Raw genomic sequence first — 16,796 nt, 5'->3', positions numbered from 1 at the left:
CTCAGTGGGGGGGAAGGTCGGCGGCGGCGGCGGCATCGGCCAGGATCAGCACCTCCGAGGCCGGCCGCACCAGCCGGGCGGGGGTGCGCTCGGCGGGCTCATTGGGATCAAGCAGCCGGGCCAGCGCCTGGCGTTTGCCGGCACCACTGACCAGAAAGATCACCCGGCGGGCGGCCGAGAGCACCGGAGCGGAGAGGGTGATGCGGGGCAGACCCTTGCCTTCGCCGATGGTGACCGGGCGGTCGACAACAGCGGGGGCCGCCGTGCCCGGAAACAGGGAGGCGGTGTGGCCGTCGTCGCCCAGGCCCAGCAGCACCACATCGAAGCGGGGCATCCGGCCGGGGCAGAGCACCGCCAGTTCCGCCGCATAGGCCATGGCGCTGGCCTCGGCGCTGGGCCGGTCGGTGGGCACCGGGTGGAAGCGAGCCCGGCTGGCGGGCGCCTGGGCCAGCAGGGTTTCGCGCAGCATGCGGGCATTGCTGGAGGGGTCGTCGGCCGGCACCCAGCGCTCATCGCCCAGGAGCACATCGACCCGCTCCCAGGGCAGGTGCTCGCCCCCCAGACGGCTGTAGGCCGCCCGGGGGGTTTCGCCACCGGCCAGGGCGATCTGGGCCCGGTCCCGCTCGGCCAGGGCCAGGTCGATGCCGGCGGCGATCTGTTCGGCCGCCTGGCGGGCCAGCTCCTCGGGGCTGGCGGCGACAATCAGGTGGTAACGGGTGCTGGATTCGGTCAATCGAGCCATTCGGTATGGAACGCGCCGGGGCGGTCCGTGCGTTCATAAGTATGGGAGCCGAAGCAGTCCCGCATCGCCTGCACCAGGTTCTGGGGCAGACGGCCGCTGCGGTAGCTGTCGATGTAATCCAGGGTGCTGCTCAGGCAGGGCACGGGGATGCCGGCCAGGGCCGCCCCCGCCACCACCTGACGCAGGCCGCCCAGGCGCTGGTTGACCTGGGCGGCGAACCAGGGATCCAGCATCAGGTTGGGGAGGGAGGGATTGGCGCCATAGGCGTCCTGGATGCGTTGCAGCAGCCGGGCCCGGATGATGCAGCCCCCCTTCCAGATCTGGCCGATGGCCGAGAAGTCAAGGTTGTAGTCGTGGAGTTTGGAGGCCTCCTGCAGCAGGGCCATGCCCTGGCCGTAGCTGGCAATGCAGGCCAGGATGCAGGCATCCCGCAACGGCGCCATGCCGGTGGCCGGTTCCCCCAGGGAGAAGCTGTGGGGCGCGGGGCCGAGCAGCACCGATTCGGCCTCCATCCGCTCGTTGCGCAGGGAGCTCAGCACCCGGGCGTTGAGGGCGGCGTAGATCGTGGGAACGGGCACCCCCATCTCCAGGGCGCTGACCACGGTCCACAGGCCGGTGCCCTTCTGGCCGGCGGCATCAACGATCAGCTCCACCAGATCGCCACCGCTTTCGGGATCCTTGGTGCGCAGACACACCTCGGTGATCTCCACCAGGAAGGAGGCGAGCTCTTCGGTCTGGTTCCAGCCACCCAGCACGTCGGCCATGGCGTCGCCATCGAGGCCGCCGATGCGCTTCATCAGGTCGTAGGCCTCGGCCAGGATCTGCTCGATGCCGTACTCAATGCCGTTGTGGACGGTCTTGACGAAGTGGCCGGCGCCACCGGGGCCGATGTAGGTGACGCAGGGGCCGTCCTCCACCTGGGCGGCCATCTTGGTGACCAGGCTTTCGATGGCGTCATAGGCCGCCTTGGTGCCGCCGGGCATCATGCTCGGGCCCTCCAGGGCCCCCTTGGCGCCACCGGAGACGCCCATGCCGATGTAGCCGAAGCTCTTGCTCTCCAGCTCAGCCGCCCGCCGCTCGGTGTCGGTGTAGAGGGAGTTGCCGCCGTCGATCAGCAGATCACCTTCCTCGAGCAGCGGCGAGATGCTGGCGATGGTGGCATCCACCGGAGCGCCCGCCTTGACCATCATCAGGATGCGGCGGGGCCGCTCCAGGGCCGCCACGAACTCCTCCAGGGTGGCGGCTCCCACGATGTCCTTGCCGGCACCGCGTCCGGCCAGGAAGTCTTCGGTCTTGGCGTAGGTCCGGTTGTAGACGACGCTCGAGAACCCGTTTCTCTCAGCGTTGAGGACCAGATTCTCACCCATCACGCCAAGGCCGATGAGTCCGAAATGCGCCTTGCCCATAGGACCGAGGTTTCCTTGATTCGTTGGCAGTGTGGCCAGCGGTCGGCGGCTCGTCGGTCTCCTGGGGAGGGATGTCAGCAACTGCTGGCCCAGCCCTCCCCCCGAAGTGGCCTTCAGATGACCGTGCCGTCGGCGATGGTGCCGTTTTTGACCACCACCACGATGCCGTTGCGGATGTAGAAGTTCAGCTCCGGTCGGTCGGCTTCCTCCACCCGGTCCTTGTTGACGATGGTGACGTCGCGGCCGATGCGCACGTTCTTGTCGAGGATGGCCCCCTTGACCGTGGTGCCGCGTCCCACGCCGATCGGGGTGCCGCCCCGCTCGCGCAGCACCAGGCGCTCCTCCGACGACTCGAAGAAGTCGGCCCCCATCACCAGGGTGTCCTGGAGCACCACCTCGTCTTCAACCCGGGAGCGGACCCCCAGGACGCAGTGGTGAATGCTGCAGGCCTTGAGCAGGGAGCCTTCGCCGATGATCGACTGGGTGACCTGGGCGTCCTGCAGCTTGCTGGGCGGCAGGTAACGGGGCCGGGTGTAGATGGGGAACTTCTCGTCATAGAAGGAGAAGGCCGGGTTGGGCTGTTCGGTGAGGGCCAGGTTGGCCTCGTAGAAGGCGCCGATCGTACCGATGTCCTCCCAGTAGTCGTCGAACAGGAAGGTCTGCAGATGGTCCCCTTCCCGCAGGGAGGTGGGGATGATCTCCTTGCCGAAATCCGTCGACTCCGGATTGCTGGCCAGCAGGTTGAACAGGGTGTTGCGGTTGAAGACGTAGATCCCCATCGACGCCAGGAAGGGCCGCTTGACGGCCTCCTCGGCGGACAGGCCCAGGCTTTCGGTGTTGACCCGCATCGCCTCGAGGGCGTCCCCGGTGGGCTTCTCGCTGAACTCCAGGATGCGGCCGTCGGAGGAGGTCCGCATCAGGCCGAATCCTTCCGCCTGGGCCCCGTCCACCGGCAGGGCACCGACGGTCAGGTCAGCGCCGCAATCGATGTGGTGCTGCACAAACTTGCTGTAGTCCATCCGGTAGAGCTGGTCACCGGAAAGAATCAGGTAGTGGTCGACGTCCCACTCCTGGAACAGCCACTGATATTTGCGTACCGCATCGGCGGTGCCTTCGAACCAACTGGGGCTGTCGGGGGTCTGCTGGGCGGCCAGCACCTCCACGAACCCCTGGCCGAAACCGGCTGAAAGGTTGTAGCTCATCGTCAGGTGACGGTTGAGCGAGGCGCTGTTGAACTGGGTCAGCACGTAGATCTTGTTGATCTCCGAGTTGATGCAGTTGCTGATGGGAATATCGATCAGGCGGTACTTGCCTGCGAGAGGCACGGCGGGCTTGGCCCGCATCTTGGTGAGGGGGTAGAGACGCGTTCCCGCTCCGCCTCCCAGAATGATGGCCAGAACGCGTTTCATGAGCCCAGTCCTCGGTCCTTGGCTGGCCAGACCGTACTGGAGCGTGGTGACGCGGAGCGCCCCGCGGCGGCAACTCGGTTCATGTTCCGTTGCAGTGGTGGATGGGGCTGGGTCCGGGTGATCCCGGGGACGGGGGCTCAGGCCTCCGGTGGCTCGTCGTGGAGCTCGAAGAGGTCGCGCAGCACCGCCATCGACGCCAGGCGCTGCTGACGGGGCTGGGGGGCCCGCAGCTTGGTGACCGGGGTGTGCAGGACCTTGTTGATGATGCCCTTGCTGAGGGCTTCGACCACCTTCCGCTCCCGGGCGGAAAGGTCCGGGCCCATGCGACTCAGGGCCTTCTGGAGCTCCTGTTCGCGGATGTCCTCCAGCTGCAGGCGCAACCGGTTGACCAGGGGCACCGCCTCAAGGCCGTCCCACCATTCCAGGAACAGGCGCGATTCCTCGGCCAGGAGCCCCTCAGCCTCGGCGGCCATCTCCCGGCGGGCCTCCTGGTTGCGGGCCACCACCTCCTGGAGATCGTCGACATCAAAGCTGTCGACCCCCGGCAGCTCGGCCGCATCCGCGCTGATGTTGCGGGGCACACCGATATCGATGAGCATCAGGCTGGAGCGGCGGTTGAGCCCCTCCAACCGGCGGGCCGTGATGATCGGCTCCTCAGCGCCGGTGCTGGTGAACACCAGCGAGCAGGTGCTCAGGCAGTGGTCGAGGTCGTCCAGGGGACGGCACTGCACCGGCAGGGTGGGGAAATCGGCCGCCAGGGCTTCGGCCCGGGAGACGGTGCGGTTGAGCACCACCACGCCCCGGCAGCCCTTGGCCTGGAGGTGCTGCAGCAGCAGCCGGGCCATGCGGCCGGCCCCCACCACCGCCACCTGTTCCTGGTCGAGGGGCACCAGTTCGTCCCGACCGCGGGCCTGGCCCACCTTGAGCTGGGCCAGCTCGACGGCTGCGGAGCTGATCGAGACCGCCCCGGTGCCCAGGTTGGTTTCGGTGCGGACCCGCTTGCCGGTGCTCACCGCCTGGTTGAGCAGGCGGTTGAGGATCGGCCCCACGGAGCGGTGCTCCTGGCCCAGGCGCACCATCTTCTTCACCTGGGAAAGGATCTGACCCTCCCCGAGCACCAGGCTGTCGAGGCCGGCGGCCACCCGCAGCAGGTGGCCCACCGCCTCCTCGTGGTGGTAGGTGAACAGATGGGGGCGCAACTCCTCCACCGCCAGCCCGGACTGCTGGCTGAGGAAGTCGCCGACGGCGCTGATGCCCCGTTCGGGATGGCGCAGCAAGGTGTAGATCTCGAGCCGGTTGCAGGTGCTCAGGATCGAGGCCTCGATCACCTGCTCATCCGCCCGCAGACGCTGGAGGGAATCCTCCATCGTCTGCTCGGGGATGCTCAGGCGTTCGCGGATCTCCACCGGAGCCGTGCGATGGCTCAGACCGACGACGGCGATGTGCATGCAGGCGGGCTCCGAGGTCCGGGCTCTGGTGGATTCAGCGCAGGGCGATGCTCTTGGCGCCCTCCTTGATATGCACCGTATCGGTGAAGCGGGCGCTGCGGTCGAGGGAGCTGATGATCAGGCTGCTGGTGCGGGTGCAGTCCGCCTCGAACACGACGCCCTTGAACAGCAGGCCCGGGGTGATGCCGCTGCCGGCGAAGACCACGTTCTCGCCGGAGGCCAGCTCCTCGGCCTCGTAGACCTTGTCGACGTCGGTGATGCCCATCTCGTTGAGGCGGGCGATGTTGCCCTCCTTGGTGTAGTCGGCCCACTCACTGGTCTGGGCGACGGCGGGGTCATACACCAACTGCCCCTGGAAGTGGCCGCCGAGGCAGCGCAGGGCGGCGGCGGAGATCACACCTTCGGGGGCGGCGCCGATGCCCATCAGGCAATGGGTGCCGGTGCCGGCGAAGCCGCAGGCGATCGCGGCCTGCACGTCGCCGTCACTGATCGGCTTGACCCGGGCGCCGGTGGCGCGGATCTCGGCGATCAGGCCCTTGTGGCGGGCGCGATCCATGACCACGATGGTGAGGTCGCTGGCGGGCACACCCAGGCACTCGCTCAGGATGGCGATGTTCTCGGTGGCGCTCTTGCGGATGTCCACCTTGCCCTTGGCGGCCGGCGGCGCCGCCAGCTTCTTCATGTAGAAGTCGGGCGCATAGAACAGGCCGCCGCGGTCGCTGGCGGCGAGCACGGCCATCGAGCCGTCCTGGGCGTTGGCGCAGAGGTTGGTGCCTTCGCAGGGATCCACGGCGAAATCAACGCCGGGACCGGTGCCGCTGCCCACTTCCTCGCCGATGTAGAGCATCGGGGCTTCATCCCGCTCGCCCTCACCGATGACGATGCGGCCCTGCATGGCGATGCTGCCCATGCGGGTGCGCATCGCCTCAACGGCAGCGGCATCGGCTTCGTCCTTCTTGCCGAGCCCTGTCAGGCGGGCAGAGGCGATGGCGGCCTGCTCGACGACTTCGAGCAGTTCCTGGATGAGAGTGCGATCCACAACGGTCCGGCGGGGGGAGGGGCCTCAACGAGGGGCCGGCACGCCGGAGGCGGACCGCAGGCAAAGCGGGGAAGGATCCAGCCGCTGCAAGGCCTCTCGGAGTCGAAGCGGGGCCATCGTATCAGCGCGCCCGGGAGGCCCCCGGGAGCCCCTCGGAAGCCCCAAGGTGGGCCGCTCCTTACAATCCCTTCATTCTTCCGCTGCGGTGGCTGTCCATGAGCACCAAGCCCCTGGTGATCTCCCCGTCGATCCTCTCCGCCGACTTCTCCCGCCTCGGTGACGACGTGCGGGCCGTGGACGCCGCCGGTGCCGACTGGATCCATGTGGATGTGATGGACGGCCGCTTCGTGCCCAACATCACCATCGGCCCCCTGATCGTCGAGGCCCTGCGGCCGGTGACGACCAAGCCTCTGGACGTTCATCTGATGATCGTCGAACCCGAACGCTATGTGGCTGATTTCGCCAAGGCCGGCGCCGACATCATCAGCGTCCAGGTGGAGGCCTGCCCGCACCTGCACCGCAACCTCAGCCAGATCAAGGACCTGGGCAAGATGGCCGGCGCCGTGCTCAACCCCAGCACCCCCCTCGACACCCTCGAGTATTGCCTGGAGCTCTGTGATCTGGTGCTGATCATGAGCGTCAACCCCGGCTTCGGCGGCCAGAGCTTCATCCCCTCCCAGGTGGAGAAGATCCGCCAGCTGCGCCGGCTCTGCGACGAGCGCGGCCTTGATCCCTGGATCGAAGTGGATGGTGGCGTCAAGGGCAGCAATGCCTGGCAGGTGATCGAGGCCGGCGCCAACGCCATCGTCAGCGGCTCCGGTGTCTTCGGCCACGCCGACTACGCCGAGGCCATCACCGGCATCCGCAACAGCCGCCGCCCCGAACCGGCGCTGGTGTGACCCCATCCTGGTCCCTGGGATGTCCCAGGGACCAGGATCTGTTTGAAGCAGCCCACCGACCGGGCTGTGATCGTCCTGTCATGGCACCGACTCATAGGGTTCCGCAGGGCAGGACTGACGGTTCTCTCGATGCCATCGTCAGCCGCGAGGAAGCCGCAGTGTTTCACTCCCAACCAGATCTTCCCTTGGCCAGGGCCAGTAACCTCGGAAAGCTGGTCAGTCCGAATCCGGTGTATGTCGGACCAGCCGCGACACCAAGGGGATCGGCCATTCTCTGGAGCCTGCCGGCCATTGGAAGCAAATCAACCATGGCCGCGAAGTCAGGCACCCTGCCCCTTCCCCTGTGCCACGCACTTCCGTTCCCGGCAGCTGCGCTCTCGGGATGGCTTGAAAGGCATCAGGCATGGGGATAACGGAGCTGTTTTCTCTGCCATAGCAGCAGGATGATCACTTGCCCGACCGAAGCAGCATCATTCTGTCAGTCAGAGGGCCTGGTTGGTCAGCCGAATTCACCGAAATAGTTGGTGGTTAGATCGGCGAGATAGGCGGCCCCTAGAATGCTGCTGGCGTCATTGGGATGTACTGGATCCTGAAAATAGGCCTGTTGGTATGATGCGATACTGGAAAATTTGGTGTATTTCTGGGTGATGACAGTGCCAAAGAGTCTTTCGCCATCAATGACGAGAATATCTTTTCCTTTGTAACCTCCCTTGAAGTCTTTCCTCAACTGCTCGTTGATCGAAGTTGAAACTTTATTGACGAACATGGTGTATTGATTTCCCAGGCCTCGTGACTGGCTGTTGAGAGCTTCAGCGACTCCGAGCAGGAAGGGTGTCTCGGCGACTTTCGGCGGCCCAAGGATGGCAATGTCATCCACCCACGCAGAGACCTTGTCGACCACACTCTTGAGATTGCCCACTACGGTCCCCGTAATGCTGTCAATCAGCTGCTTGTCATCCACAGCATTGGGGCTCAGCAGGGCGCTGAGGATTTCAGGGTTCAACAATTGAGCATCTGTGGCATCACGATCAAGAAAGCCAAAGATGTCATTCCCACCACCGCTCAAGAATAGGTCGGATCCATTGTAGCTGTTTTGGAAGCCAGGATTGAATTGAAAACTTGTCAGCAGATAGTCCGCCTGGGACAGCAGTCCGACGGGTAGCGCACTCAGGTTTGTTCCGTTCGGCAGGGTGACTCTGCTGGACCCAAAGCTGCCAGTGGTAGCCGCTGAAACGGAAAAGTTGACGAGCTCATCTGTGTAGTCTGAGTTGTCAAGATTAACACCAGGAAATACACCTGAGAAGAGTTCCGTGAAGTAGAGGTCAATCTCCTCTTCCGGTGCGTTGCTCACGGAAAAGTCGGAAACAGGAATGCCGAGAGCCTCGGCAAAACGTTTTCCGAGGCTTGTGACCTCTAATAGGTTTCCAGTATCAAGTAAACTATCACCAGCATAAATCAGCATCGATGCTTAATCACATATAAATTAAAATAAGGAGAAAGTGTCGCTTTGCCCTGATTGGGCGGGGTGGACTTGGTGAAATCCGAATGAGCATAGTGTGACTCCAGGCTCACGAAGTGCCAAGCTTGCTTCGCAGCCTTGCCCTCGTGTGCTGCGTCCTTCTTGGCAATGAGAATTCCGCTCAGCTGCCCAGGAACCAGCCGTAGCTGTGCAGGCCGATGCCGAGCAGATTCACGCCGATGTAGCAGACGGCGATCACCACCAGGCCAGCGGAGGCCACGAGCGCCGGACGACGGCCCTGCCAGCCCCGGATCAGGCGGGTGTGCAGATAGGCCGCGTACACCAGCCAGCAGATCAGGGCCCAGGTTTCCTTGGGGTCCCAGCTCCACCAGCTGCCCCAGGCCTCATTCGCCCAGACCGCCCCACTCACCAGACCGACGGACAGCAGCAGGAAACCCACCGTGATCGTGCGGTAGCTGAGGCTGTCGAGCTGTTCACTGATGCGGAAGCTGCTGCTGCTGAGGGCCATGGCGCCGGGGCCGTCGTTGGCCAGCTGGGCCTGACGGTAGCCGCCACTGCCGATCGAGCTGCCGCGCAGCTCCAGGTCCTGGTTGCGGTCGACGAACAGCACGGCCACCGACAGCAGGGAGCCCACCAGCAGGGCCGCATAGCTCACCATGATCACGCTGACGTGCATCACCAGCCAGCTGGAACGCAGGGCCGGCACCAGGGGTGAGGCTTCCTGAAGGCGATCGGGAAGGGCAAAACTGGCGAAGGCCACACAGCCCAGGCCCATCGGCGTAGCTGCCGCCGCCACCAGGGGGTTGGGCCAGCTGCGCTCCACCAGCAGCTGGGTGAGGGTGCAGGCCCAGGCCAGGAAACAAAGGGATTCGTAGAGGTTGCTGATCGGGAAGTGGCCCGATTCCCACCAGCGCAGCACCAGCTGGGCCGTGAGGCAGAGGTTGGCCGAAGCCACCAGGATCCTCACCACCGGGTTGCTTTGGCCGCCGCTGACGGACCAGAAGGCGATGGGCAGGACCAGCAGCAGCAGGGCGAAGGCCGCCAGACCAAGACCGATGACCGGATCGTTCACCAAGGAGCGCAGCGAAACCGATCCACTCTGCCGTGTCGTCCGGCGGCTGGGGACTCAGCGGCTGGCCTGACGCAGCAACCAGAGCCCGCCGGCCAGGCCGATGATCACCGGCAACCAGGCCGCCAGGAAGGGCATCAGGGTGCCGGTGATGCCCAGGGAGCTGAAGATGAAGGACATCAGGTAATAGCCGAAAATCAGCAGCACACTGATGCCGAAACCCTGGCTGCGACTGGTGCGCGAGTTGGGACGAACCCCCAGGCTGCTGCCGATCAGCCCGAACACCAGGCAGATGGCCGGGAAGGCGAATTTCTCCTGGATGCGCACCCGCAACCGGCGCGCCTCCTTGGTGTTGTTGGCTTCCAGCAGCAGCCTTTCTGCCGTGAGCGCCTGCCCCACGGTCATGGTGCTGGCATCGGTGGGCAGCTGGGCGACTTCGATCGGATCACGGGTGAACGGATAGAGGTAGCGATCGAAGCTGGCGGAGGTGGTGGTGCCGCTGGCCACATCGATGTTGGTGATGCGGCCCTTGTTGAACTCCCACATGCCCTGCTCCTCATTCCACTTGCCCGTGAGGGCGGTGAGCATCTGCCGGTAGCCGTGGCGGGAAAAGTCGAGCAGGGTGACGTCGAGCATCACCCCCTTGCGGAATTGGCGGGCGTGGAAGATGTGGGTCAGCCACTTGACCGATTCTCCGTTCGCCAGCTTGACGTCGGTGAAGCGGGAATACAGGGCGTTGTCGCTCTGCTCGGTGGCGATGGCCTTGCCCAGAGCTCGCTCCAGGCTGTTGGTGGCCTCCAGATTCGCCCGCGGCACGATCGCGTCGTTGAACACAAAGGTGAGCAGGGACATCACCAGGGCCAGGGCCATCGCCGGCAGCACCATGCGACGGGTGCTCACGCCCACGCTGCGCAGGGCGGTCAGTTCGCTGCTCCCCGACAGACGGCTGTAGGCGAGCAGGGTGGCCATCAATGTGGCCATTGGGAAAGAGAGCACCAGGAAGGAGGGCAGCCGCAGCACCAGCACCTTCACCGCCGCCAGCACAGGCAGGCCGGACTCGGCAACCCGCCGCACCAGTTCGAACACGGCACCCACCGACAGGGAGACGGCGGTGAAGGCGGCGATGCCGAACAGCAGGGGCCCCAACTGTTCCTGCAGCAGCCAGCGATCCAGCAGGGGCAAATCCCGCCAGCGGGGGGTTCGCTTCCAGTTCCGCAGCCGTTCACGGCTGGGCAGCTGCAGCCAGGTGGGGCGCCTTTCCAGCAGGGCTCCTTTCAAAGCTGGAAGCCCTCGCCGAGATAGTGACGCCTGACCAGGGGATCATTGGCCACCGACAGGGAAGCTCCGGACGCCAGGATCTTGCCATCGGCCAGGATGTAAGCCCGGTCGGTGATCGCCAGGGTCTCCCGAACGTTGTGATCCGTGATCAGCACACCCATCTGACGATGGCGCAGGCTGTCGATCAGGGTCTGGAGGTCGGCCACGGCCATGGGATCCACCCCGGCGAAGGGTTCATCGAGCAGCAGGTAGCGGGGACCCTGGTTCCCCACGGCCAGAGCCCGGGCCACTTCGCAACGGCGCCGTTCGCCACCGGAGAGCTGGAAGCCACGCCGGTACTGAAAGCTGCCCAGATGGAAGTCGTTGATCAGCTGCTCGAGCCGCTGGCGACGACCGGCCGGATCGGAACCGCTCTCCTGGAGGGCCAGCATCAGGTTGTCGCGGACACTGAGCTGGCGAAACACGCTCGCCTCCTGGGGGAGGTAGCCGATGCCCAGCCTGGCGCGGCGAGGCATCGGCAGATGGGCGACGGAGTCCCCGTCCAACAGCACCTCGCCGCAATCGGGCCTCAGCAGTCCGGTGATCAGGTTGAAGGTGGTGGTCTTGCCGGCCCCGTTCGGCCCCAGGAGCCCCACCACCTCACCGGGATGGAGGTCGAGGCTCACATCGCTCACCAAGGGACGGCCTGCGAGGGTGATGGCCACCCTCTCCAGTACCAGGCTCACGGCTTGGTGATGGCAGGCTTGCCACTCCCCTGCTGCTGCAGGCGGAACTTGCTGAAGACCTGCTTGCCGGCCGGCGGTTCCGCCACCATGCGCTCGCTGTCCAACAGATACACCAGCCGTTCCGCGCGCAGGCGCTGGCCATCGGTGTCGATCACGTCAACATCGCCGGTGAGCACCAGGCGCCCTTCATTGGTGAAGTACTGGGCCTGGCGCGAGGTGGCCGTCATGCCGCGGTCGGCATAGACGATGCGCACGTTGCCCGTGGCAGTGACGATGCCGTTCTGGTTGTCGGCCTGCTGCTTGTCGGATTCGATCGTGACCATGCCCGTGGCGGCTGTTTTCGCCCTGGGGGCCTGGGCCGTTTCTGCTGGTGCCTGAGCCGCAACTGGGCGCGGCGGAATCACCTGCAGGGCGGCGGCGGCAAGCCCTGCGGCGAGCACGAACAACAGGGGGCGTGGGGGCAGGGTCAAGGTGGAAATCGTTGAGGCCTTGAGTGTGCTCAATGTACCGGCGACGTGCCCGCCGCTCGCGCCAGTTCCAGCCGCGGCAGGGGCAGGGAACCGAGATCGGACTGCTGCTGCAGGGCGTTGAAGCGTGCGGCGGCCCGTTGACGCACGGGAGCCAGGGCCAGACCAAGGGCTTCATCGTCGCAGCGGCGCAGCCGCCCGAGTCCTTCGCCCATCAGCACCGTGGCACCGCGTCGGTTGTCCCTTTCCAGGTGGAGTTCGGCCACAGCGATCTGCAGCAGGCCCTGCAGCACCGGACGCATGGGTCCCTGGGTCTCGTGCCACAGCGCCTCGAAGCCGTCGTGGCAGGCATACCAGTCGGCGGCGTTGAAGTCCGCCACCGCCTGCTGCAGGCGGGGATCGGCCTGCAGCAGGGTTTCCTCATCGGCGGGACCAGGACCGCCGCTCAACGCTTGGCGGGCTTCTTCACCGGCAGCTTGCGCAGCCGGATCGACTCGGGTGTGACTTCGAGCATCTCGTCGGGGCCGATGTACTCCAGGGCCCGCTCCAGCGTCATCTGGATCGGGGACTGCAGGGTGTCGAGAACTTCGGCACCGGCTGAGCGGATGTTGGTGACCTGCTTGGCCTTGCAGACGTTCAGTTCCAGATCGGGCGGACGGTTGTGCTCGCCGACGATCATCCCCTTGTACACCTTGGTGCCGGGGGTGATGAAGAACTGGCCGCGATCTTCGGCACCCTTGAGGGCATAGAAGGTGGCGGTGCCTTCCTCGAAGGCGATCAAGACGCCATTGCGGCGGGCGTCGAAGTCCCCCTGCATGGGGCGGTAATCGAGGAAGGAGTGGCTCATGATGCCCTCGCCACGGCTGGCCCTGATGAACTCGCCGCGGAAGCCGATCAGGCCCCGGGATGGCACCACGAACTCCAGCTGGGTGCGCCCATCGCTGGTGGCCTCCATGTTCTGCATCTCGCCCTTGCGCATGCCGAGCTTCTCGATGCAGCTGCCCACCGCTTCCTCGGGCACATCCATCACCAGGGTCTCGAACGGCTCGTGGGGCGTGCCGTCGATGGTGCGGAAGATCACCTGGGGCTGGGACACCTGGAACTCGAAGCCCTCGCGGCGCATCGTCTCGATCAGGATGCCGAGGTGCAGTTCGCCCCGTCCACAGACGGAGAAACGGTCGGGGGAGTCGGTGTCCTCGACCCGCAGGGCCACGTTGGTGAGCAGTTCCCGCTGCAGGCGATCACGCAGCTGACGGCTGGTGACGAATTTGCCCTCCTTGCCGGCGAACGGCGAGTCGTTGACCACGAAGGTCATCTGCAGGGTGGGTTCGTCCACCTTGATCAGCGGCAGGGCTTCGGGGTGATCGGGACAGGCGATCGTCTCGCCGATGTTGACCTCATCGAAACCGGCCACGGCCACCAGATCTCCGGCCCGGGCTTCGGGAATCTCCACCCGCTGCAGCCCCTGGAAGCCCAGCAGCTTGCTGATACGGCCGCGCTTGATGCTGCCGTCATCGCGGATCAGGGCGACACTCTGGCCACCGACGATGGTGCCGTTGTGCACCCGGCCGATCATGATCCGACCCAGGAAATCGGAGTAATCGAGGGTGGTCACCTGCAGCTGCAGGGGCTTGGCGGGATCTCCCACCGGCGGCGGAACATGCCGCAGGATGGCATCGAACAGCGGCTTCATGGTGTCGCTTTCCGTGGCCATGTCGGGCTTGGCATAGCCGGCCATGCCGCTACCGAACAGGTAGGTGAAATCGCACTGGTCGTCGTCGGCGCCGAGCTCCAGGAACAGGTCGAGAACCTTGTCGACGGCCTGCTCAGGGTCCACCCGGGCCCGGTCAATCTTGTTGACGAACACGATTGGCCTCAGCCCTTTCTCCAGGGCCTTCTTGAGCACGAAACGGGTCTGGGGCATGGGGCCTTCATTGGCGTCCACGATCAGCAGACAGCCGTCGACCATGCCGAGCACCCGCTCCACCTCACCGCCGAAATCAGAGTGACCGGGGGTGTCGACGATGTTGATGCGAATGCCGTTGTAATCCACGGCCGTGTTCTTGGAGAGAATCGTGATCCCCCGCTCCCGCTCCAGGTCGTTGGAGTCCATCACGCACGTGGGCACCGCTTCGCCTTCGCGGAAGATGCCGGACTGCTCAAGCAGAGCATCCACCAATGTGGTTTTGCCGTGGTCAACGTGGGCAATGATCGCGATATTGCGTATCGGGGCGCCTTTGATCTCGCCGCTCATGGGGATGTCGTCCTGCGAAGTAAGGGGAAAGGATTCAACGGAATCGAATCGACGGTGGTCGTTTCCAGGGAAACGAGACGTTGATGGCGAGACGAAGAAGACATGTCGCTGCCAACGAGCCAGAAAAAGGGGCCGCTGAAAACGGGCCGCTGTTGATGGGGCCAACCGGCGCTCTGACGCTTCGTCAGGGATTTCGGTGAAACCCTGCCGCGCCGGCCCGAATGGACAAGTGGCGAACGTTGAAGCGAATCTTGATCCTACTCCCACCCCCTCCAGGACCACAGGCGGCGGGTCTCCGAACCCCCCGGATCAACGCGCCAGCCGCTGGGCCGGCTCAAACATCTCCAGGGCTTCGGTGGATCCTTCAAAGCGCCAGTGCCAGGGTTCATAGATCACCCCCTGGCGGTTGCCCTTCGGAAAGGAGCGCACGAAGTGAAAGCGGGCGGCATGGCGATCGAGCCAGCGGTAGGCGTCGGTGCTCTCAAAGCTCTCCATCAGATTGGAGGCCGGCAGACGGCCGTCGCCCAGGTCGACCGCATAACCCGTGCTGTGCTCCGAGAAGCCCGGTGGGGCACTCACCCGGGCCCGATCGGCGGAGGTCTGGTTGCGCTCGGCCTTGACATCAAAGAACAGCTGTTTCTGCAGCTCGACGCCGCGATAGGCGCTCAGGACCGTGAGGGCGATGCCGTCAGCCTCAGCCGCCGCCCGCATGGCTTCCAGGGAACGGGCCGCCTCCGGCCGCAACAGCAGACCCGGGGCGATCGCCACCAGGTCTTCGGGCCTGGCTTCGGGGTAGGGGAAATGGCCGAGCAAACGTCCGTCTGCCCCGAGCCGGGCGGCCAGACCCGGCACGGGCACAGGGGTGATCAGGTTGCGGAGCGGGCCGACCAGCAGCAGCACGGCAGCACCGGCCAGCAGGGCACCGCTGAGCAGGACCTGGGCCAGACGCCGGGGCAGGGAGGCCTGCCGGCGGGGGCGGGGCATCGTGCGCCTGGCCAGCGGAATGTCATCACCGAGGGTCATCGCCGTAGGGCATCACCAAAGCGCTGGGCGGCCATTCCCTCAGCTGCAAGCCGGAGACGATCCTAAGTGGAGGCTCATTTCAGTGGTTTTTCTACCGGACCGATGCCGGCCCAGCGGTGTTAGCTTCCTGGCCACATCCCAATGGCAGAGCAGGTTTCAAGATGTTGCGAGTGGCAGTCGTGGGCGGCGGCCCCAGCGGTTCCTGTGCTGCGGAAGTTCTCGCCAAGGCAGGCATCCAGACCTGGCTGTTCGAGCGCAAGCTCGACAATGCCAAACCCTGTGGCGGCGCGATCCCCCTCTGCATGGTGGAGGAGTTCGACCTGCCCGAATCCATCATCGACCGCAAGGTGCGGAACATGCGGATGATCTCCCCCTCCAACAGGGAGGTGGACATCCACCTGGAGAACAGCAACGAGTACATCGGCATGTGCCGTCGGGAAGTGCTCGACGGCTACCTGCGCAACCGGGCCGCCGACGTCGGTGCCCAGCTGGTCAACGGCCTGGTGCAGAGCATCGACACCGGCAGCCAGCGCCAGGGCCCCTACACCCTCCATTACGCCGACTATTCCTCCGGAGGCCCCACCGGCGAGCTGAAGACCCTTGAGGTCGACCTGATCGTCGGCGCTGATGGCGCCAACAGCCGGGTGGCCAAGGCCATGGATGCCGGCGACTACAACGTGGCGATCGCCTTCCAGGAGCGCATCCGCCTCCCCGCCGAGGAGATGGCCTACTACGAGGATCTGGCGGAGATGTACGTCGGCACTGATGTGTCGCCTGATTTCTACGCCTGGGTCTTCCCCAAGTACGACCACGTGGCGGTGGGCACCGGCACGATGCAGGCCAACCAGTCGCTGATCAAGGGCCTGCAGAAGGGCATTCGCGCCCGGGCCAGCCGCCGGCTGCTGCGCGGCGAGGTGATCAAGGTGGAAGCGCACCCGATTCCCGAGCATCCCCGCCCCCGGCGCGTGGTGGGTCGCATGGCCCTGGTGGGGGACGCCGCCGGTTACGTCACCAAGAGCTCCGGCGAAGGCATCTACTTCGCCGCCAAGAGTGGCCGGATGTGTGCCGAGGAGATCGTGGCGGCCAGCGCTTCCGGCAGCCGCATCCCCAGCGAGAAGGATCTGAAGGTCTACATCCGCAAGTGGGACCGCAAGTACGGCGCCACCTACAAGGTGCTGGAGCTGCTGCAGAACATTTTCTACAGCAACGATGCGGCCCGCGAAGCCTTCGTCGAGATGTGCGACGACAAGGATGTCCAGCGCCTCACCTTCGACAGCTACCTCTACAAGCGGGTGGTGGCGATGAACCCCTGGCAGCAGATCAAGCTGACCGTGCTCACCCTGGGTGCGGTGCTGCGGGGCCAGGCCCTGGCCCCGGCCGGCTACAAGCCCGTGCCCAGCGCCGTGCGCTCAGCCGAGGAGGCGGAAGCGATTTTCATGGCCGCAGAGCCGCGTTCCTCGATGAAGCCTGCAGGCGTTCATGCCACCACGGCGTCGGTGGATTCCCAGGCTGGAAGCGATTCCGCCAAGGAACCGGAACTGGTGGCCAAGTGATCCG

The 16,796-nt window shown here is 65.4% G+C and carries 15 protein-coding genes; 2 read left to right on the top strand and 13 right to left on the bottom strand.

Annotated elements, in window-relative coordinates; translation table 11 throughout:
- Nucleotide 1: 1 nt before the first annotated feature.
- The 5 genes from pgl to glpX form a co-directional block, all read right to left on the bottom strand.
- Entirely contained in the window at nt 2-742 is a 741-nt protein-coding gene (gene pgl / locus KUG43_RS09900; protein WP_216908583.1) for a 6-phosphogluconolactonase, read from the bottom strand.
- Nucleotides 730-2,148: an NADP-dependent phosphogluconate dehydrogenase gene (gene gnd, locus KUG43_RS09895; protein WP_216908581.1), complete on the bottom strand. Its 1,419-nt coding sequence runs from the start codon at nt 2,146-2,148 to the stop codon at nt 730-732. The genes pgl and gnd overlap by 13 nt, the downstream gene beginning before the upstream one ends.
- A gap of 113 nt (nt 2,149-2,261) precedes the next feature.
- Complete coding sequence (locus KUG43_RS09890; RefSeq protein ID WP_216908579.1) at nt 2,262-3,557, bottom strand: glucose-1-phosphate adenylyltransferase; 1,296 nt, start codon at nt 3,555-3,557, stop codon at nt 2,262-2,264.
- Between the two features lie 137 nt (nt 3,558-3,694).
- Nucleotides 3,695-5,005 carry a glutamyl-tRNA reductase gene (locus KUG43_RS09885; RefSeq protein ID WP_216908577.1) on the bottom strand — a complete coding sequence of 437 codons (1,311 nt, stop codon included), beginning with the start codon at nt 5,003-5,005 and terminating at the stop codon, nt 3,695-3,697.
- Nucleotides 5,006-5,039: 34 nt separating this feature from the next.
- Nucleotides 5,040-6,044, bottom strand: a complete 1,005-nt coding sequence (gene glpX / locus KUG43_RS09880; RefSeq protein ID WP_216908576.1) for a class II fructose-bisphosphatase — start codon at nt 6,042-6,044, stop codon at nt 5,040-5,042.
- A gap of 215 nt (nt 6,045-6,259) precedes the next feature.
- Between glpX and rpe the strand changes: the two genes are divergently transcribed.
- Nucleotides 6,260-6,943 (top strand): ribulose-phosphate 3-epimerase, encoded by a 684-nt coding sequence (gene rpe / locus KUG43_RS09875; protein WP_216908574.1) that lies wholly within the window; start codon nt 6,260-6,262, stop codon nt 6,941-6,943.
- A gap of 499 nt (nt 6,944-7,442) precedes the next feature.
- On the opposite strand, the gene KUG43_RS09870 is transcribed toward rpe, so the two are convergent.
- The 8 genes from KUG43_RS09870 to KUG43_RS09835 all read right to left on the bottom strand — a co-directional run bounded on the left by KUG43_RS09870 (nt 7,443) and on the right by KUG43_RS09835 (nt 15,239).
- Nucleotides 7,443-8,405, bottom strand: a complete 963-nt coding sequence (locus KUG43_RS09870) for an SGNH/GDSL hydrolase family protein (protein ID WP_216908572.1) — start codon at nt 8,403-8,405, stop codon at nt 7,443-7,445.
- Nucleotides 8,406-8,583: 178 nt separating this feature from the next.
- Nucleotides 8,584-9,495: a c-type cytochrome biogenesis protein CcsB gene (ccsB, locus tag KUG43_RS09865; RefSeq protein WP_216908570.1), complete on the bottom strand. Its 912-nt coding sequence runs from the start codon at nt 9,493-9,495 to the stop codon at nt 8,584-8,586.
- Between the two features lie 54 nt (nt 9,496-9,549).
- Entirely contained in the window at nt 9,550-10,770 is a 1,221-nt protein-coding gene (locus tag KUG43_RS09860; protein ID WP_286194611.1) for an LptF/LptG family permease, read from the bottom strand.
- Nucleotides 10,767-11,495 carry an LPS export ABC transporter ATP-binding protein gene (gene lptB, locus KUG43_RS09855; RefSeq protein WP_216908568.1) on the bottom strand — a complete coding sequence of 243 codons (729 nt, stop codon included), beginning with the start codon at nt 11,493-11,495 and terminating at the stop codon, nt 10,767-10,769. The genes KUG43_RS09860 and lptB overlap by 4 nt, the downstream gene beginning before the upstream one ends.
- The gene (gene lptC / locus KUG43_RS09850) at nt 11,492-11,965 is read right to left on the bottom strand and encodes an LPS export ABC transporter periplasmic protein LptC (protein ID WP_286194610.1); all 474 of its coding nucleotides are present in this window, start codon (nt 11,963-11,965) and stop codon (nt 11,492-11,494) included. Before lptC ends, lptB begins: the two co-directional genes overlap by 4 nt.
- Nucleotides 11,966-11,994: 29 nt before the next feature.
- Nucleotides 11,995-12,411, bottom strand: coding sequence for a DUF309 domain-containing protein (locus tag KUG43_RS09845; RefSeq protein ID WP_286194609.1), 417 nt, complete (start codon nt 12,409-12,411; stop codon nt 11,995-11,997).
- On the bottom strand, nt 12,408-14,216 hold the full coding sequence (gene typA / locus KUG43_RS09840) for a translational GTPase TypA (RefSeq protein ID WP_216908564.1): 1,809 nt from the start codon (nt 14,214-14,216) through the stop codon (nt 12,408-12,410). Before typA ends, KUG43_RS09845 begins: the two co-directional genes overlap by 4 nt.
- A gap of 309 nt (nt 14,217-14,525) precedes the next feature.
- Nucleotides 14,526-15,239, bottom strand: a complete 714-nt coding sequence (locus KUG43_RS09835) for a M15 family metallopeptidase (protein WP_216908562.1) — start codon at nt 15,237-15,239, stop codon at nt 14,526-14,528.
- A gap of 161 nt (nt 15,240-15,400) precedes the next feature.
- On the opposite strand from KUG43_RS09835, the gene chlP reads away from it, so the two are divergent.
- Nucleotides 15,401-16,792, top strand: a complete 1,392-nt coding sequence (gene chlP, locus KUG43_RS09830) for a geranylgeranyl reductase (protein WP_216908560.1) — start codon at nt 15,401-15,403, stop codon at nt 16,790-16,792.
- Nucleotides 16,793-16,796 lie beyond the last annotated feature (4 nt).

It is taken from the genome of Synechococcus sp. CCY 0621, assembly GCF_019038465.1.
Lineage (GTDB): Bacteria > Cyanobacteriota > Cyanobacteriia > PCC-6307 > Cyanobiaceae > Cyanobium.
This window is presented reverse-complemented; position numbering and strand designations above follow the sequence as displayed.